The sequence below is a fragment of the Rhizobium sp. LjRoot258 genome (genome assembly GCF_964254185.1).
Lineage (GTDB): Bacteria > Pseudomonadota > Alphaproteobacteria > Rhizobiales > Rhizobiaceae > Rhizobium.
On sequence record NZ_CAXUST020000001.1, the window covers coordinates 2,301,048 to 2,319,597 of the forward strand.

Annotated in this window: 16 protein-coding genes; 5 read left to right on the top strand and 11 right to left on the bottom strand. The window is 60.4% G+C overall.

Annotation, left to right across the window (positions count from 1 at the left end; translation table 11 throughout):
• Positions 1 to 505 precede the first annotated feature (505 nt).
• From metF to ACSQ9D_RS11430, 4 genes are all read right to left on the bottom strand, one after another.
• On the bottom strand, positions 506 to 1,405 hold the full coding sequence (gene metF, locus ACSQ9D_RS11415; protein WP_436282329.1) for a methylenetetrahydrofolate reductase [NAD(P)H]: 900 nt from the start codon (positions 1,403 to 1,405) through the stop codon (positions 506 to 508).
• A gap of 4 nt (positions 1,406 to 1,409) precedes the next feature.
• Entirely contained in the window at positions 1,410 to 2,432 is a 1,023-nt protein-coding gene (locus ACSQ9D_RS11420) for an ArsR/SmtB family transcription factor (protein ID WP_436282330.1), read from the bottom strand.
• Positions 2,433 to 2,602: 170 nt separating this feature from the next.
• Positions 2,603 to 4,252, bottom strand: coding sequence for an energy-dependent translational throttle protein EttA (ettA, locus tag ACSQ9D_RS11425; protein ID WP_436282331.1), 1,650 nt, complete (start codon positions 4,250 to 4,252; stop codon positions 2,603 to 2,605).
• Between the two features lie 227 nt (positions 4,253 to 4,479).
• Positions 4,480 to 5,214, bottom strand: coding sequence for a ribonuclease T2 family protein (locus ACSQ9D_RS11430; RefSeq protein ID WP_436282332.1), 735 nt, complete (start codon positions 5,212 to 5,214; stop codon positions 4,480 to 4,482).
• A 156-nt stretch (positions 5,215 to 5,370) separates the two neighbouring features.
• Between ACSQ9D_RS11430 and ACSQ9D_RS11435 the strand changes: the two genes are divergently transcribed.
• From ACSQ9D_RS11435 to ACSQ9D_RS11450, 4 genes are read left to right on the top strand one after another with little or no spacing between them, the layout of a single operon-like run.
• On the top strand, positions 5,371 to 6,300 hold the full coding sequence (locus ACSQ9D_RS11435; RefSeq protein WP_436282333.1) for a lysophospholipase: 930 nt from the start codon (positions 5,371 to 5,373) through the stop codon (positions 6,298 to 6,300).
• Between the two features lie 17 nt (positions 6,301 to 6,317).
• Positions 6,318 to 7,274 (top strand): DMT family transporter, encoded by a 957-nt coding sequence (locus ACSQ9D_RS11440; RefSeq protein WP_037119869.1) that lies wholly within the window; start codon positions 6,318 to 6,320, stop codon positions 7,272 to 7,274.
• 18 nt (positions 7,275 to 7,292) lie between these two features.
• Positions 7,293 to 8,495: a CaiB/BaiF CoA transferase family protein gene (locus ACSQ9D_RS11445; protein ID WP_436282334.1), complete on the top strand. Its 1,203-nt coding sequence runs from the start codon at positions 7,293 to 7,295 to the stop codon at positions 8,493 to 8,495.
• Complete coding sequence (locus ACSQ9D_RS11450) at positions 8,492 to 10,150, top strand: thiamine pyrophosphate-binding protein (protein WP_436282335.1); 1,659 nt, start codon at positions 8,492 to 8,494, stop codon at positions 10,148 to 10,150. Before ACSQ9D_RS11445 ends, ACSQ9D_RS11450 begins: the two co-directional genes overlap by 4 nt.
• Positions 10,151 to 10,190: 40 nt before the next feature.
• Here the strand turns inward: ACSQ9D_RS11450 and ACSQ9D_RS11455 are convergent, their stop codons facing one another.
• The 3 genes from ACSQ9D_RS11455 to ACSQ9D_RS11465 form a co-directional block, all read right to left on the bottom strand.
• Positions 10,191 to 10,535: a RidA family protein gene (locus ACSQ9D_RS11455; protein WP_037119863.1), complete on the bottom strand. Its 345-nt coding sequence runs from the start codon at positions 10,533 to 10,535 to the stop codon at positions 10,191 to 10,193.
• 73 nt (positions 10,536 to 10,608) lie between these two features.
• On the bottom strand, positions 10,609 to 10,947 hold the full coding sequence (locus ACSQ9D_RS11460; RefSeq protein ID WP_037119861.1) for a TIGR01244 family sulfur transferase: 339 nt from the start codon (positions 10,945 to 10,947) through the stop codon (positions 10,609 to 10,611).
• 69 nt (positions 10,948 to 11,016) lie between these two features.
• Positions 11,017 to 11,856, bottom strand: coding sequence for a DUF4432 family protein (locus ACSQ9D_RS11465; protein WP_436282336.1), 840 nt, complete (start codon positions 11,854 to 11,856; stop codon positions 11,017 to 11,019).
• 231 nt (positions 11,857 to 12,087) lie between these two features.
• Here ACSQ9D_RS11465 and ACSQ9D_RS11470 point away from each other — a divergent pair, with 231 nt between their 5' ends.
• Entirely contained in the window at positions 12,088 to 13,440 is a 1,353-nt protein-coding gene (locus tag ACSQ9D_RS11470; RefSeq protein ID WP_436282337.1) for a L,D-transpeptidase family protein, read from the top strand.
• 65 nt (positions 13,441 to 13,505) lie between these two features.
• On the opposite strand, the gene ACSQ9D_RS11475 is transcribed toward ACSQ9D_RS11470, so the two are convergent.
• The 4 genes from ACSQ9D_RS11475 to ACSQ9D_RS11490 all read right to left on the bottom strand — a co-directional run bounded on the left by ACSQ9D_RS11475 (position 13,506) and on the right by ACSQ9D_RS11490 (position 18,454).
• A complete protein-coding gene (locus ACSQ9D_RS11475) occupies positions 13,506 to 14,219 on the bottom strand; it encodes an AAA family ATPase (protein WP_037119854.1) in 714 nt (237 codons plus the stop codon).
• 229 nt (positions 14,220 to 14,448) lie between these two features.
• On the bottom strand, positions 14,449 to 15,600 hold the full coding sequence (locus ACSQ9D_RS11480) for an iron-containing alcohol dehydrogenase (RefSeq protein WP_436282338.1): 1,152 nt from the start codon (positions 15,598 to 15,600) through the stop codon (positions 14,449 to 14,451).
• Positions 15,597 to 16,982 (bottom strand): aldehyde dehydrogenase family protein, encoded by a 1,386-nt coding sequence (locus tag ACSQ9D_RS11485; protein WP_436282339.1) that lies wholly within the window; start codon positions 16,980 to 16,982, stop codon positions 15,597 to 15,599. Before ACSQ9D_RS11485 ends, ACSQ9D_RS11480 begins: the two co-directional genes overlap by 4 nt.
• Positions 16,983 to 17,086: 104 nt before the next feature.
• Positions 17,087 to 18,454, bottom strand: a complete 1,368-nt coding sequence (locus tag ACSQ9D_RS11490; RefSeq protein WP_436282340.1) for a glutamine synthetase family protein — start codon at positions 18,452 to 18,454, stop codon at positions 17,087 to 17,089.
• Between the last annotated feature and the right edge of the window lie 96 nt (positions 18,455 to 18,550).

Genomic DNA, 18,550 nt, shown 5'->3' on the forward strand with positions numbered 1-18,550 from the left:
CGCGCATCTTGAGCGCACGCTTTCGGGCCGGGTTTCAGACCCGGCCTTTTCAATTCCGGATTATTCCATTGTTTCAGACGCTTCGGACAAAGCCTTCATCTTGCCGCAAGTGTGAAGGCCGGATCGCTGACTTTAACGCCAGGTTAAAATCTGTGAATATTTTTCTACGGCGATTTCTTTCGTAATTTCAGCGTGTTGATTGCAGGCTCGCGTCCGCGATGTGACATTTTCGCCGCAGTGCAGTATAAAATCCGCTTTCCAAGCGACACATTCACGACATATTATCGCACCGTTAACGCGAGGAGACAGACATGGGACTTACACAATCCTTGAATGTCCTTTTGGTCAGCGCGGCGTTTGCATTCGTATTGACAATGCTTTTCATCTGAACGTCGTGCCAATCGAACAGTGCCGAGACTCCTGAGTAGCGAAACAGTTCAATGAATCGGAAAAGCGCATCCCACGAGGAGATGCGCTTTTCTTTTTGTCTCGTGACGGGAGCAGCCTATGCGGCGGCACCGGCCTTCTTGGCGCCTTCCCGTGTGAAGCCGAGATTGGTCAGCACGGCCGAGACGAGCGGCGCACGGTTCATGGTGTACAGGTGGAAGTCGGTGAGCCCGCGACGGGCCAGATCTTCGATCTGTTCGGCTGCAACCTCAGCCGCAACCTTGGCTCTCTCATCCGGCTTGTCGTCGAAGCCCGCGAAGCGCTCATCCAGAAACGCCGGTATGATGGTGCCGCAGGCGCCGGCGAAGCGCTTCAGCTGCGTTAGGTTCTGGATCGGCATGATGCCCGGCACAACGGGAATATTGATACCGGCGGCCCGCACTTTCTCCAGGTAGCGCTCGAAACTGTCGTTGTCGAAGAAGAACTGGGTCAGCGCCCGCGTCGCGCCGTTGTCGGCCTTCTGCTTCAGCATGTCGATGTCGGCAGCGGTATCGCGGCTCTCCGGATGCTTTTCGGGATAGGCCGAGACCGAAATCTCGAAATCGCCAATCTCGCGCAGTCCGGCAACCAATGCCGCCGCGTTTGCATAGCCGCCGGGATGCGGCTGATAGGGCGCGCCGACGCCGCCCGGAGCATCGCCGCGAAGCGCTACAAAATGCTTGACGCCAACCTTGCGGAAGGTCTCGATGACGCTGTGCGTCTCATCCTTCGTCGCCCCGACGCAGGTGAGATGCGACGCGGTGGCAAGGGGAGTCTCGGCGAGAAAGCGCGAGACGGTCGCCAGCGTCGGTGCCTTGGTGGTGCCACCTGCGCCGTAGGTTACCGATACGAAGTCGGGATCCCAGTCCTGCAGCTCGCTGACCGTGTTCCACAGCTGACCTTCCATCTCTTCCGACTTCGGCGGAAAGAACTCGAAGGAAATGCCGATCTTGCGGCGCGCGTCGCTGTTCAAAGCCATACCATTATCTCCCGGCAAATATGGGTTCGGCGCCTTCGCTCGCTGAGGAGGCCATGAGACGCCGGGGGTCGCGCGCAAGCCAGACGGTGACGGTGAGCCCCTGCCCGCTTTGATGACCCGGATGAAGGTCGACGACCTGTTCGACATCCAGCCCCGCCTTGCGCAGCCAGTCCGATATCGACTGATGCGAGAAGCCGAGGCGAACATGCGCATGCTCGTCACGAAGGTATTCCAGCCCATGCGGCGCCAGATCGATGATGACCAACCGCCCGCCCGCCCGCAGCATGCGCGCGGCCTCGCCGATCGCGATCTCCGGCTGATCGAAAAAATGCAGCACCTGGTGGATCGTCACCACGTCGAAATCCTGCGCCTCGAACGGCAGGTTCAGGATATCGGCGTGGCGAACGGATGCCTTGGTGATCCCTGATTTGTCGAGATTGGCGCGCGCCACGCTCAGCATGTCGCGGCTGGCGTCCACGCCAATTGCACGGCGATAGAGGCCGGACAGGAGTTCAAGGATGCGCCCCGTGCCGGTGCCGAGATCGAGAAGCGAGTCAATCGGCTGGCTGCCAAGCAGCCGAATGACCGCGGCATCGACTTCTTCGTCCGCGGCATGCAGCCGGCGAAGCTCATCCCATTCGGCAGCGTTACGACTGAAATAGGCCTGTGCGCGCTCGGCCCGCTGGCGCTTGACCCCAGCCAACCGTTCGCTGTCGCGAAGGACCACAGGATCGTTCTCGGAAGCATGTGCCAGCAGGCTGCGCGCGAAAATGGCTGCCTTGCCATCCTGGCGCAGCCGGAAATAGGCCCAGGCGCCCTCCTGGTAGCGGTCGATGAGATCCGCTTCGCCGAGCAGCTTCAGGTGACGAGAGATGCGCGGTTGGGATTGGCCGAGGATTTCAGTAAGATCGGTGACCGTCAGATCCCCTGCCGCTAGCAGAGCCAGCAGGCGCAGACGCGTCGGCTCGCCGGCCGCCCTGAGGACGTCCACCAACGCATCCAATCCGAGTCTTATAGGCTCACTCATGCCCGATCCAATCAACATATAAAGATATCTTTATGTGAATCGGGCGAGTGTGGCAAGCCGCAATTCCATCCGTTCACGAAATTAGCTGCTCGGATCGCGACATCAATGCGCGCGCAAAAAAGCCCCGGCGAACCGGGGCCTCCATATCCCTAAAAGCCGGTTTCTGGCGATCAACGCGTCAGGCGCTTATAGGTCACGCGGCTCGGATTGATGGAATCGACGCCGAGACGACGCATCTTGTCCTGTTCGTATTCCTCGAAGTTGCCCTCGAACCACTCCACATGGCTGTCGCCCTCGAAAGCAAGGATGTGTGTCGCCAGACGGTCGAGGAACATGCGATCGTGGCTGATGATAACAGCGCAGCCTGCAAAGCTTTCAAGCGCATCCTCAAGAGCCGCCAGCGTTTCTGTATCGAGGTCATTGGTCGGTTCGTCCAGCAGGATGACGTTGCCGCCGGCCTTCAGCATCTTGGCCAGATGCACGCGGTTGCGCTGACCGCCCGACAGCGTCCCGACCTTCTGCTGCTGATCGCCCCCCTTGAAGTTGAAGGCGCCGCAATAGGCGCGCGAATTCACTTCATGCTTGCCGAGTTTGATGATGTCGCTGCCACCGGAGATTTCCTCCCAGACGGTCTTGTTGCCGGCGAGCGCATCGCGGCTCTGATCGACATAACCGAGATCGACAGTCTCGCCGATGCGGATGGAGCCGCTGTCGGGCTTTTCCTGACCCGTGATCATACGAAACAGCGTCGTCTTGCCGGCGCCGTTCGGACCGATAACGCCGACGATGCCGCCAGGCGGCAGCTTGAAGGTGAGGTTCTCGATCAGAACCGTATCGCCGTAGCCCTTGGTTAGGTTCTCCGCCTCGATGACCACCTGGCCGAGACGCTCGCCGACTGGGATGACGATCTGCGCATCGCCAGGACGACGGGCATCCGCCGCTGCGACCAGGTCGTCATAGGCACGGATACGCGCCTTGGACTTTGCCTGACGTGCCTTCGGGCTGGAGGCGATCCATTCCTGCTCGCGGCTGATCGCCTTCTGGCGGGAGGCCTCTTCGCGGCCCTCCTGCTGCATGCGCTTGGCCTTCGCCTGCAGATAAGCGGAGTAGTTGCCTTCGTATGGGATACCGCGACCGCGGTCGAGTTCGAGAATCCAGCCCGTGACGTTGTCGAGGAAGTAGCGGTCGTGGGTGATCATCAGGACTGCACCGGGATATTGGCGCAGGTGCTTTTCAAGCCAGGCGATCGTCTCCGCGTCGAGGTGGTTGGTCGGTTCGTCGAGCAGTAGCAGGTCCGGCTGCGCGAGCAGCAGGCGGCAGAGTGCCACGCGGCGCTTCTCACCACCAGAGAGCTTTTCGACCGTGGAGTCGCCCGGTGGGCACCGCAGCGCATCCATTGCCATTTCCACCTGGCTCTCGAGGTCCCAGAGGTTCTGGCTGTCGATGACGTCCTGGAGCTTGGCGCCCTCTTCCGCCGTCTCGTCGGAATAGTTCATCATCAGCTCGTTGTAGCGATCGAGGATCGCCTTTTTCGGCGCAACGCCTTCCATGACGTTCTCGAGAACGGTCTTGGAAGCATCGAGCTGCGGCTCCTGTGCGAGGTAGCCGAGTGTTGCGCCTTCGGCAAGCCACGCCTCGCCGGTAAATTCCTTGTCAAGACCGGCCATGATGCGCAGCACCGTCGACTTACCAGCACCGTTCGGGCCGAGGATACCGATCTTGGCATCCGGATAGAAAGAAAGGTGGATGTTTTCCAGCACCTTCTTGTTGCCGTACGCCTTGTTGAGGCCGGCCATATGGTAGATGAACTGACGTGCCATTGATAATTCGCTCCGCGGGGGGATTTAAGTTTTGCCGCTATGTAGGCGAATTGGGACCAAGGAGCAACGCGCGACGGCCAAAAACCAGAGGCTTTTGTGAGCATCGCGGAGAATGGAACTCGGTGTGCTCGTCTAGATCAGCGTCATAGGCTCTATAGAGATCGGCGGGAACTCGTGCCGATCGAGGAGTGTCGATCGGCCGGCCTCAGTCTTCGGTGAGAGGCGGTTCAAAACCCTGCAGCATCCACGACGCCCTCATCACAGCCGAACGACGTCCGCCCTGCCCCTTGAATGAGGTCGCGCAGGCTTGCTTTGTCATCCGATGTCGCGTCCTGCGACAGGCCGATCGTGAGCTCGCTGATGACGCGGTCCCCTCCGCCGGCGCGTCGGCAACTCATCTTGACGCGATCGCCGGCGCCAGGGCCGAAGCTCTTGTCGAATGCAGCCTTGATCGCCTCCGCCGTCAGCGCCTTGCCGATACTGGCCGCGAACAAATCGCGGACCGCCGAGGCGTTCAGCTCATCGATCAGACGGACCGACGTGGCAAAATAGTCGTCGGCACTCATCCTGGTGCAGGAGCCGTGCTTGATCCACTCGTGTCGCTCCAGGCCCGATTGCGTTCCAGGCATTATTTTCTCGAGCGCAGCCCTGGTCGCAGTAGACAACTCCACCTCGGGCAGCTTGCGCCAATCGCCGTTCTTGTCCGCCGTCCGCAGACTGCCGGAGACGTCGCAGTACTCCTTCCGCATCGACCAGAGCCCGTGCAGCGAGAAATTGGTCGCATCGAATCTGTCCTTGGTCTGAGTGCTGCATTCCGGCTTGCGCTGGTTGGTTTCACAGAAGGCGGGCTGCCAGCTGGCCGCCAGAATCAAGCGCGTCTTTCCGCCCGCATCCTGGGCCTCCGCAACACCAGCCGCAATTGCAATCAAGAATACAGCCACGCGCAGAAACGGATTCCTCATCCTCATCCCCCAAAAGAACAATTCATGAACAGGAGATCATGGCGAGTTCAATTTCGCAACCTCAATTCGCAGGGCGCGAAAATCCTGTGGCATAAATATTTGGACGTGTTGCATTTCATGGCCGATCTGGTCTCTTCCCGGCAATGGGAGAGTAAGATGTTCGCAGAAACGCAACGCCTTGAAGCGGCGAATGCCTCGCTTGGCTTTCATCATGAGCCGGCACGATCGGAGGCACGCGGAATTATCCTTGTGTCTCATGGGCTGGCCGAGCATTCCAAGCGTTATTCCCGTTTTGCAGCAGCCATGGCGGCCCGTGGCTACCATGTCTTCGCGTTCGATCACCGGGGGCATGGCGAGACGACTGCGCCCGATGCGCCAATCGGACGGTTCGCCCGTCGCGATGGCGTTCGGCAGGTAATTGATGACGTCTCGTCCGTCCGTGAGCATGCTGTGAGGCAATATCCCGGCTTGCCGGTCATCCTTTTCGGACATTCGATGGGAGGCCTCATTGCGCTGAATGCTGCAGTCACGCATCCAGAGAAATACGATGCCGTTGCAGTCTGGAACTCGAACTTCAACCCCGGTATCGCCGGGCGGGCTGCGCAGGCGATCCTGCTCGCCGAACGTGCGCTGAAGGGCTCCGATGTTCCAAGCGGCATCCTGCCGAAACTCACCTTCGCCACCTGGGGCAAGTCCATCGCCGGCCGTCGAACAGAGTTTGATTGGCTAAGCCGCGATCCTGCCGAAGTCGACAAGTATATCGCGGACCCGCTGTGCGGCTTCGATGCCTCGGTGTCACTCTGGCTCGATATTTTCGAACTGACGTTTCGCGCCCCGCAAATGACGCATCTGGACCGGCTGCCGAAGCAGATACCGATCCACCTTGTCGGCGGCGGGCAGGACCCGGCGACAGATGGCGGAAAAGCGGTGATCTGGCTATCAAACCATTTGAAAGCCCATGGCTTCTCCCTTATCACGACCCAGATATATCAGGACATGCGCCACGAAACGCTGAATGAAATTGGAGCGGACGCGGCTATCGCTGCATTCGCCGACTGGTGCGACGAAGCGATCGCAAGATCCTGAACTGAAGGATTTTCGCGATGAGCAACGGTATTTTTTCCCGCCCCGCCGCCGCTTCGGAGGTGTCGACCGGCATTCTGCTGATGTTCCTGTCGGTGCTTGTCTCGCCGATCATCGACATCTTTTCCAAGCTCGCGATAGCCACGATTCCCGCGGCAGAAATCACAGCCGCGCGCTTTGTCGTGCAGGCCTTCTGCATGCTGCCGATCGTCATCTGGCGCGGAAGCTGGAAGACCTTCTCCTGGCGCGCCAACATCTTTCATGCCATCCGGGGCGCCATCATAACCATCTCCATGGTCTCCTTTGTCACGACGCTGAAGTACATGCCGGTTGCCGATGCCATCGCGATTTTTTTCGTCGAGCCCATCATATTGACGATCCTGAGCAGCATCTTCCTCAAGGAGACAATCGGTTGGCGCCGCTACACCGCCTGCGGCGTCGGCTTTTTCGGCGCGATGCTGATCATCCAGCCGAGCTTCCAAGAGGTCGGCTACGTCGCGCTCCTGCCTGTCGTCAGCGCCTTCTGCATTGCCATCTTCGCCTTGATGACCCGCGTGCTTTCGCACCGGGAAGACCCGTGGGCGATGCAGCTTCAGATGGGCATCTGGGGTCTGCTGTTCTGCGCCATCCTGCTTGCGTTCGGCAGCGGCACGGGTTCTGACGTCTTTGACGCGGCGATGCCAGATGGCCGTGGCTATCTCTACCTGCTCGGCGTCGGTGTCACGGCGGCCATTGCCGGCATCTTCGGCGTCTATGCCTACCGCGCAGCGCCCGCCTCGACATTGGCACCGCTGCAGTATTTCGAGATCGTGTCGGCAACCTTTTTCGCCTGGCTCGTGTTCGGCGACTTTCCGGATGCGGTCAAGTGGCTTGGCATCCTGATCATCATCGCATCGGGCTTGTACATCATCTGGCGAGAGCGGCGCTTTGCATCGAAGCCGGTATCCGATACACCTCAATCGGCGCTGGCGCCCTGATCTGCTCGTGGGAGGAACATGACGGACCATCAGCCCAAGAAACCACCGCTGACCGGCATCCGCGTCATCGAGCTCGCACGCGTGCTCGCCGGCCCATGGGCGGGCCAGATGCTGGCCGATCTCGGCGCCGATGTGATCAAGATCGAAAACCCGGATGGAGGCGATGACACACGCCACTGGGGACCACCCTTCGTCGAGGGCGCCGACGGCGAAAACCTGTCCGCCGCCTACTACCACGCTGCCAACCGAGGCAAGCGCTCGATCACCGCCGACCTGAAGCGCGAAGAAGATCAGGCGCTCGTCCGCCGTCTTGTCGCTACGGCCGACGTCGTCATCGAGAACTTCAAGCACGGCGGGCTGGTGAAATACGGTCTCGATTACGAAAGCTTGAAGACGACCAATCCGAGGCTCGTCTATTGCTCGATCACGGGTTTCGGTCTGAACGGCCCGTATGCCAGCCTCGCTGGCTACGACTATATCGTGCAAGGCTTGTCCGGTTTCATGTCGATCACCGGCGAGCCGGACGGACAGCCGATGAAGGCAGGCGTCGCGATCGCCGACATTTTTACCGGAATCTATGCGGTCGCAGCCATCGAGGCGGCGCTCATTCACGCGCAGAAAACCGGCGAAGGGCAGCTGGTCGACATGGCGCTGCTCGACGTTCAATCGGCAGTGCTTGCGAACCAGAACATGAACTATCTTGTCTCCGGCCGTGCCCCGACCCGGCTTGGAAACGCACATCCGAATATCTCACCCTATGAAGTTGTTCCAGCCGCCGATGGCTATCTGATCCTGGCCGTAGGCAACGACGGCCAATTCCGCCGTTTGTGCACGATCCTCAGCCTCGAGGGTATTGCTGACGATCCACGCTTTTCGACGAACAAAGCGCGCGTTGCAAACCGCGACGAAGTTCGCAGGCTGGTCTCGACGGAAACGCTGCAATGGCAGAAGGCCGACCTGCTGAGGGCTTGCGCGGCGGACGCGGTTCCGGCCGGTGCGATCAACACGATCGAGGAAATGTTCGACGATCCACAAGTCCAGGCGCGCGGGCTGCGGGTGGATCTGGCCGACGCAAAGGGTACCGTCATTCCCGGCGTGAGGACGCCGGTCGTGCTGTCGCAAACGCCCTTGCGTTACGAGAGGCCGAGTCCGCGGCTGGGAGAGCATCAGCAGGAGGTTCTGGCGGAACTCGCCGAACTGGAGGGGAAGAGACCATCATGAAGAAAACCGGCGGGGAACTAATCGTCGAGGCCTTGAAAGCGAATGGGGTGAAACGCCTCTCCTGCGTGCCCGGCGAGAGTTTCCTTGCCGTTCTCGATGCGCTCTTAGACAGCGATATCGACGTAGTGGTCTGCCGTCAGGAGGGTGGCGCGGCCATGATGGCCGATGCATGGGGCAGGCTCACCGGCGAGCCTGGCATCTGCATGGTTACCCGCGGCCCGGGCGCCACAAACGCCACGGCGGGGCTGCACATCGCCAGGCAGGATTCCATTCCGATGATCCTCTTCATTGGACAGGTGCAGCGCGACGCCCGCGAGCGGGAGGCCTTCCAGGAGGTCGAGTTCCGCCGCGCCTTGACCGAATTCAGCAAATGGGTTGGGGAGATCGACGATGCTGCTCGCATTCCGGAGTTCGTCACCCGCGCCTTTGCGATCGCCACATCCGGTCGTCCCGGCCCCGTTGTATTGTCACTGCCCGAAGACATGCTGCGTGACAAAGTGGAGGCGCCCCGCGCCAAGCGCCATTCGCGCGTCGAAGCGCATCCCGGTCGTCGCCAAATTGACGACTTTTACCTGCGACTGCTGAAGGCGGAGCGACCGATGGTCATCGTCGGCGGCACGCGCTGGGATGCGGATGCAGTGGCCGACCTGAAAACCTTCTCGCAACGCTTCGCCCTGCCTGTCGGCTGCTCGTTCCGTCGGCAGATGCTGTTCGACCATCTCCACTCGAACTATGCCGGTGATGTCGGCATCGGCATCAATCCTGCGCTCGCCAAAGAGATCAGGGAGAGCGACCTGCTGATCCTACTAGGTGGCCGGATGTCAGAAATGCCGTCCTCCGGCTATACGCTGATCGACATCCCCTATCCGCAGCAGTCGCTCGTCCACATTCATCCCGATCCTTCGGAGCTCGGCCGTGTATACAGGCCCGACCTCGCAATCTGCGCAAGCCCGAGTGACTTCGTTGCAGATCTTATTGATCTTGAGGCACCAAGCGAACTCAGATGGGCGGAGCGCACCGAACGGATGCACCAGGCCTACATTGCGTGGTCGACGCCGCCGCAGAGCGGTCCCGGTCCAGTGCACATGGGGCCGATCATGGAGTGGATCGAGGCAAACACGCGCCCGGATGCAATATTTACCAACGGCGCGGGAAACTACGCCACCTGGCTGCATCGGTTCCATCGCTTCCGTCAATTCAACACCCAGGCCGCTCCGACATCAGGTTCCATGGGCTACGGCCTACCGGCTGCGGTTGCTGCCAAGCGGCTCTTTCCCGAACGCGAGGTCATCTGTTTTGCCGGAGACGGCTGTTTCCTGATGCACGGCCAGGAATTTGCGACTGCCGTTCGCTATAGCCTGCCGATCATCGCCATCGTCATCAACAACGGCATCTACGGCACCATCCGCATGCATCAGGAGCGGGAATATCCGGGTCGCGTCAGCGGCACGGACCTCACCAACCCAGACTTTGCGTCGCTTGCGCGCGCTTACGGCGGCCACGGCGAAACGGTCGAGGCGACCGAGAGCTTCGCAGCCGCCTTCGAGCGCGCCCGCGCAAGTGGCAAGCCGTCGATCATCGAAGTAAAACTCGATCCGGAGGCGATTACGCCAACGCGCACGCTTTCCGAAATTGCCCAAACAAAAAGCCGGTGAGCGAAACCCACCGGCCTTGGAAATCGCGGTGCTGTCGACCTTAGTCGATGGCGGCCGTAACCGTGAACTCGACCTTGTACTTCGGCGCAGCGAGCTTGGCTTCGCTGGTGGCACGAGCCGGCGTGTTTGCCGGATCGACCCAGGCTTCCCAGGCAGCGTTCATTTCCGCGAAGTAGGACATGTCGGAGAGATAGATCAGCGTCTGCAGGATCTTGGACTTGTTCGAGCCGGCAGCGGCGAGCAGGCGATCAACTTCGGCCAGTGCCGACTTGCACTGTTCGGTGACGCTTTCGCCTTCGCCGACCTGGCCAGCGAGGTAGACGGTGTTGCCGTGGATGACGGCGCCGCTCATGCGGGCGCCGGCGTCGATGCGCTTGATGCTCATGGTGTTCTCCTGTTTGCGAAACGAAAGACGCCGCTGAGATCAAGCGGCGCCGGACTTGGTTCAGTGGCCGACACTAGGCGCGAATATGATGCGTCTTTTGGTAGATCGCTGTGGAGCGGGCGCCGGAACGGCAGTAGCCGAGCATCGGGCGCGGGAATTCATCGAGCGCGTCGACCATACCGGCAATTGCCTCTTCGGTGACCCCCATCGAGCCGACCGGCACATGCGCGATATCGAGGCCGAGTTCCTTTGCGCGCGCTTCGATGCGGGCATACGGCGTCTGATCCGGGCTCTCATCGTCCGGGCGATGGCAAACGATCGATTTGAAGCCCATGGCCTTGATCTGATCGAGATCCTCGACCGCAATCTGCCCGGAAACCGAATATTCGTCGTCGATCTGGCGAATGTCCATCGCTAATCCTCCTGAAATCGTGGGCTGAATGACTACGCCGCCCCATGCCCAGCGTCAACCGCAGATCACTCAAACGAAGGCGAAGCTGAGCGCATAATTTCGGCTCTCGCCGGGCTTCAGCGTGATGAATTCGCCGGCGGTCTCCAACTCAAAACGCGATACCCAACGATGCGACACCGGCTCGATGCCGAGCACGTCGGCAGGCGCCTTTTGATTGCGCCAGACCTGCAGGTGCGGCAACGTCTCGGCAAGGACACGTACTCGCAGGACCTTGCCGCCGATCGCGGCAATCGGGCCAAGGCGCACCTCGGCAAAACCGCCTTCCGTTGCCGGTGCCTCAACGCAGAAGATACCGCCAGGTTCCTCGCCGAAATTCCAGGGAAAGCCACCGCCATCGAGCATCTTGCCTTCAAGACGCGTGCCGGCATCGAACCATTTGCCGCCGATATTCATATGATACATGAGGAAGGCAGGCACGATCTCGTCGCTTGTATTGACGACCTTGTCCTTGAGGCTCACCTCGCCCGTGCCGCCATCGATGAGCCAATGACGCTCGATGCGGGCCGGCAATCCCTCGACCGTCACGACGTCGATATCCGCCCGGCACTCCGCATTCCCGTTCTCGAACTTCGTCCAGAGGATTTTGGCTGCGTGGCCAGGCGCGGACCCATGCAGAGGATAGACCTTGCCGTCAGCACGGCCCGGAATCGGTTCGCGGTGCCTGATATGGTCCGGCCCGCACGTAAAGAGGAAGCCTTGGACGGAATGCGAGATGCGTGCATCGCCATCATCGGGAACCGCCTCCTTGGGAGCGATATCGACGCCGTTGATGACACATCCGCCGATGTCCATCAGTGAGGTTTCGTCGAGCATCAACTTCGGCCCTGCGGCGGCTGCAAACTCGATCATCGTTCAACTTCCTCCCGGTTCTGACCACTGATGCAGCGTTATGTCTCGCGGCCGAATTCGTCAATCGCGACCATGTGCGCAGCGCGCCGGAACCGGTCGCGGCCCCAAATGTTTACGACCAAAGGAGAAATCACGGAGTTTTTATCTTTTGTTCAGCACGATTTCATAAATTCCACACTAGCGTCAAAATTCGCAGGTGTGTGTCGGCCAGTCACGAAAGGGTATGAAGACGTGAATCGCTTTGTAATATCAGCATTGTCCGCCGCCGCTGCCCTGCTCGCCATTGCTACAGCAGCGCCCTCTGCCGATGCGCAGCAGTTTTTCAACGGACGCCAGGGCGACGTCGTCTTCGTGGCGCCGAACGGCGATATCCTCGACTATGTCCCATCGGGCGCTGCCTACGCGCGCGACCGAAGGGGCAATCGCGTGCTGGTCGATCCCTATGGCAATGTGATCGCAACTGAAATGCGTGCCCGCGGCTACTACCCACGCCCACCGATACGCGATGCCTACAATAACGATGTCTATAACGGCGACGATCCTTACGGCGATAGTCGCTATTCCGAGCGCGGCGCCGTGACTGGCTCCATCCCACGCAACGCCCCGATCGACCGCCAGCCGCTCGATGACCAACCCTACCCACAAAGCGACGACTATGCATCCATCGAGCCGGACCAGCAAACGCCGGATGTGATGCAGCCGAAGCCCTCCCAAGAGCCTGTCATCACGCTGAAGAACAAGTCGAAGTCGGAGATCGTCGCCCTGCAGGTGTTTCTCGACCGCGCCGGCGTGTCGCCTGGCGCGATCGACGGCCACATGGGCGCAAACGTCACCAAGGCGATCTACGCCTACCAGCAGATGACGGGCGAGACGCTCGATCCGAATAACACCGACGCCATTCTCGAGCAGCTGCGCATGTCCGGCGGTCTGCCGCTCGTCGGCTACACCATTACCCCTGCCGACGCTGCCGGCCCGTACGTTGCGGAAATCCCGGAGGACTACGCGCATAAGGCTGCCCTGTCATCACTTGGCTACACCTCGACGACGGAAATGCTCGCGGAGCGTTTCCACATGGACGAAGGCTTCCTGAAGGAAATCAACCCGGGTGTGGATTTCACGGTCCCCGGCACGATCGTAAAGGTCGTCAATCCCGGTGAAGTGAAGGCCGGTTCGGTCGCGCGCATCATTGCCGACAAGGGCCGCAAGCAGGTGTTTGCCTATGACAATGCCGGCAATCTGATTGCCGCCTATCCGGCCTCGATTGGCTCCACCGATACGCCCTCGCCCACCGGCACGGTGACCGTCGAGCGCGTCGCGTTCAATCCAGGCTACACCTACAATCCGAAGATCAACTTCCAGCAGGGCGCAAACGACAGGATCCTGAACATTCCGCCGGGTCCGAACGGCCCGGTCGGTACGGTCTGGATGGCGCTTTCCAAGCCGACTTACGGAATCCACGGAACGCCAGAGCCATCGAAGATCGGCCGCACCCAGAGCCACGGCTGCATCCGCCTGACAAACTGGGATGCCACCGAACTGGCGAAGATGGTCAAGCCGGGCGTGACAGTCGAATTCGTCGACTGATCTGTCCTGCCTGTTCCCAAAAAAATGCGCCTCAGAGGGCGCATTTTTTCTTTAGGTCGTTTCGTCTAGGCCGCTGAGCGGATCAGTGGACCAGTGCTGCGCGTTGGCTCAGCAAGCTTCACCGGCAGCTTGCCCATGATCTCTTCAGCAAAACAGCGAGCGTTCTCACGCGCCTTGTCGAGGTTGCTTACACGAGCCGGATCCAGCGAGTGCAACGTGCCGCCACAGTCAAAAATATCGCGGAAGGCGGAGCGTTCGATGATCGCGGTGTCGAGAACCGGGACCTGGCGCTCACTCAGCAACGACTTGACGAGAGAGAGTGCCCGCGTCGTCACCATCGAGTTCACGCGCGTCAGCACAACCGAGTGCCCGATACGAATGCCCGCCTTCTCGTCCAGATATTGCAGCAGCTCCAGGACCTGCGCACCACCACGGGCGTCCATGGCGCATCCCTGGATCGGGATCAGCACGTGGTCGGAGAGCCCGATTGCCGTCGCGAGCAGCGGATTGCGCGCTCCCGGAAGGTCGATGATGAAGTAGTCTGTGTTGTGCTTGTTTTCGGCTATGTGCAGCGGCAAGGAAGCCGACGTGACGAAATCGATGACCGAGATATTCGTCACATGCCCGGAGACTTCATGCCATCGCGTGATCCAATGTTGTGGATCGGCGTCGAGGATCGTCACCCGATAGCCCTTCTGGGCAAGCTCGGTGGCGAGAAGAAGTACGGCGGTGGTCTTGCCAGCGCCGCCCTTGGTGTTTGCGAAAGTGATGACTGGCATATTCGGTCCTCGAAGGGAAAATGCGAGCCTCTCTATGGCTCTGCCGCGCACTCTCGGAAGCATCGTGCGGTTAATGCATCCTTTCTAATTATGGTTAACAACTTCTAAACGCGACACCTGAAATTGCGGTCAGCATTTCTTGCATCCACGAAAACCCAACGATCGAGAACAAAAAAAGCCCGGAAAGCCGAGGCTTTTCCGGGCTAGCTCAGGTCCGCCGTCTCTATGTTCAGAAGCAATCTTTAAAGAGCACCTTGGTATTTTCGAGCGTCATCTTGACTGGATTGCCGCCAGCGCTTGGATCTTCGATCGCCATCTCCGAAAGTTCGTCGATTCGATCCGGCTTGATTCCCATCGCAGACAGGCTGTCCGGAACGCCGAGCTCGGAGCGAAGCTGCAGCACGTAGCTATAAAAACCGTCGAAGCCGCCGGAGATGCCGAGATAGGCCGCGGCGCGCGCAATCTTCTCCTCAATCGCCGAACGATTGAAGCGCAACACCGCCGGCATCACGACAGCATTCGTCATGCCGTGATGCGTGTTGTAGACAGCGCCGATCGGATGCGACAGCGCATGGATGGCGCCGAGCCCCTTCTGGAATGCGACTGCGCCCATCGCAGCCGCCGACATCATGTTGGCGCGGGCTTCGAGATCCGTGCCTTCCCTGTAGGCGCGCGGCAGGAACTCCTTGACGAGCCGCATGCCCTCCAGCGCGATGCCGGCCGACATCGGGTGGTAGAAGGGCGAGGAATAGGCCTCCAGGCAATGCGCGAAGGCATCCATGCCGGTACCGGCAGTGATGATCTTCGGCATGCCGACCGTCAGTTCCGGATCGGCGATGACGACGCCCGGCAGGAACCTTGGATGGAAGATGATCTTCTTCACATGCGTTTCGGAATTGGTGATGACGCTGGCGCGGCCGACTTCCGAACCGGTGCCGGCCGTCGTCGGCACGGCCACGATCGGAGCGATGCCTTCGACGCTTGCACGCGTCCACCAGTCGCCGATATCCTCGAAGTCCCAGACCGGCAGCGTCTGACCGGCCATGAACGCGACGCACTTGCCAAGGTCAAGGCCTGAGCCTCCACCAAAGGCGACGACGCCGTCATGGCCACCCGCCTTGAACGCCTTGACGCCAGCGTCGAGGTTCTTGTCGTTCGGGTTTGGATCGACATCGGCAAAGATCGCCCGGCCGAGGCCGGCGTCTTCAAGAATGTCGAGCGCGGTCCTGGTGATCGCCATCGAGGCCAGGCCGCGATCGGTGATCAGCAGTGGTTTCTTCATCCCGAGGCTCTTGCAAGCGTCCGCCAGTTCCTTGATGCGGCCCCGGCCAAGCTTGAAAGCGGTCGGGTAGCTCCAGTTGGCTGTGATGTTGCTGCTCATGCTGTGACTTTCTTCAGATGGTAGGATTTCGGACGCGTCAGGTTGTGGAAGCCGATGATCGACAGCGAACCACCTCGGCCGGTTTCCTTGACGCCGGTCCAGCACAGAGCCGGATCGAGATAGTCGGCGCGGTTCATGAAGACGGTGCCGGTCTCGATCTCGCGGCCGAGCCGCCCTGCCCGCTCAGGATCCTTCGTCCAGAGCGAAGCCGTCAAGCCGTACTGGCTGTCGTTCATCAGGGCAACGGCTTCGTCGTCGCTCTTCACCTTCATGATGCCGACGGCAGGACCAAAGGTCTCCTCGCGCATGAAGGCCATGGAATGATCGACATTGACGAGGATCTGCGGTGCCAGATAGGCGCCGCCATCGTCCTGTGGGAAGAGCTTGGGGTCGACGAGTGCCTTGGCGCCCTTGGAAACGGCATCGGCGATCTGCTCGCGCACGGCCTTGGCGAAGCGCTTGTTGGCCATAGGCCCGAGCGAGGTTTCAGGATCGAGCGGATTGCCGAGCTTGTAGTTCGACACCCAGGCGACCGACTTCTCGACAAAGCTGTCATAGAGCGATTCATGGACATAGATACGCTCGATGCCGCAACAGCACTGGCCGGAATTGTAAGTCGCGCCGTCCATCAGCGTGTCGACGGCCGCGTCAAGGTCGGCATCTTCCATGACATAGCCCGGATCCTTGCCGCCGAGCTCAAGCCCGAGCCCTGTGAATGTTCCGGCCGCTGCCCGCTCCATCGAGCGGCCGCCTTCGACCGAACCGGTGAAGTTGACGAAGTTGAAGCTGCCCGCAGCAATCAGCGCCGAGGTCGTTTCGTGATCAAGGAACACGTTCTGGAACACGTCCTCAGGAACGCCGGCCTCGACGAAAGCCTGCACCAGCCGCTCTCCAACCAGCAGCGTCTGTGACGCATGCTTGAGGACGACCGTGTTGCCCGCCATCAGCGCCGGCGCGATGGTGTTGATCGCCGTCATGTAGGGGTAGTTCCATGGCGCCACCACGAATACGACGCCATGCGCCTCGCGCTCGATGCGACGCTCGAACTTGTCGCTTTCCTCGACAACCGAAGGCGCGAGCGCATCGGCGGCGATCGAAGCGACATAGTTGGAGCGCTCGTTGAAGCCCTTGTACTCGCCGCCGTAGCGGATCGGGCGGCCCATCTGCCAGGCAAGCTCGGGCACGACGACGTCAGACATTTCATTGAGCCGTGCGACACCCTTCAGCACCAGCTGAACGCGCTCCTCCAACGGCCGCTTCGCCCATGCCTTCTGCGCCTTGCGCGCACGCGCCACAGCCTCCTTCGCCGCCTCCAGCGAAAGCGCCGGACGCTCGGCGTAAACCGATCCGTCGACCGGTGAAATGCATTGGATCATTCCCATGATCTTCATCCTATGTTTTCGCGTGCCGAAACCGGCCAACCCCAGCAATCTCCTCAGATATGGAGATCATATGACAGGACGCCGTCCGGCCTTGGCTACGCCTATTATGCTCTTTCGAAACCGCGCGCCACTTCCCAGTCGGTGATGCGACGATCGTATTCTTCCTGCTCCCACTCGGCAGCACGGGTGTAGTGGTCGATGACATCATCGCCGAAGGCATCGCGCAGCATCTTCGATTCCGTCATGGCGACTGTTGCCGCGCGCAGCGTACGCGGGATCTCGCGGACGCTGCGAGCTCCATAGGCGTCGCCGACGAACGGCGCCTCGAGCTCCATCTTCTTCTCTATGCCATCGATGCCGGCGGCAAGCAGCGCGGCAAAGGCGAGATAGGGATTGAGGTCGGAGCCGCCGACACGGCACTCGATGCGGATCGCTTTGGTGTCGTCGCCGCAGAGGCGATAGCCGGCCGTGCGGTTGTCCTTGCTCCAGATTGCCTTCGTCGGCGCAAAGGTGCCCGCCATGAAGCGCTTGTACGAGTTGATGTAAGGCGCGAGGAAGTAGGTGATCTCGCTTGCGTGGGCGAGAAGACCGGCCACGTAGTTGTTCATCAGCGGTGACATGCCGTACTTTCCACCCTCATCGTGGAAGAGCGGCGTCTTGCCGTCAGCGCTCCAGAGCGACTGATGAATATGCGACGAACTGCCGGCGGCATTGTAGTGCCACTTCGCCAGGAAGGTGATTGCCTTGCCCTTTGACCAGGCGATTTCCTTGCAGCCATTCTTGATAATCGAGTGGCGATCGGCCATCGTCAGCGCGTCGGCATAGCGGACGTTGATTTCTTCCTGGCCCGCGGACGCCTCGCCCTTGGAATTTTCGACCGGAATGCCGGCGCCCTGAAGGCCGGTGCGGATTGCCCGCATGACCTCTTCTTCCTTGGTCGTCTGGAAGATGTGGTAGTCCTCGTTGTAGGCGCTGGCGAGCTTCAGATTGCGATAGCCGGACGCGTGCGCGGACTCGTAGGTCTGGTCGAACAGGAAGAATTCGAGCTCCGAGGCCATGAACGCCTTCATGCCCATGTCTTCCAACCGCTTGACCTGTTTCTTCAAGATCGCGCGCGGTGAATGCGACACCTCTTCATGCGTGTGGTGGTCGAGGAGATCGCAGAGCACGAGCGCCGTGCCTTCGAGCCACGGAATACGGCGCAGCGTCGAAAGGTCAGGCTTCATCGTGTAGTCGCCATAGCCCTTTTCCCAGCTCGTCGCCTTGTAGCCGGAGACGGTTTCCATCTCCATGTCGGTGGCAACGAGATAGTTGCAGCTATGCGTTTCCTTCCATGCGCTTTCGAGGAAGTATTCAGCCTGAAAGCGCTTGCCCATCAAGCGGCCCTGCATGTCCACCTGGCACGCCAGAACCGTGTCGATGCGCCCGTCGGCAACATCCTGCTTGAGATCGTCGAGGGTATAGATGCTCATATTGAATCCGCCTGACCTTGAACTGAAATCGGGGCAACGAAAGAGCATACCGTGAAGCGGGCCTGCCGCCTTTAATGCCTTTTCGTTGATCCGGGA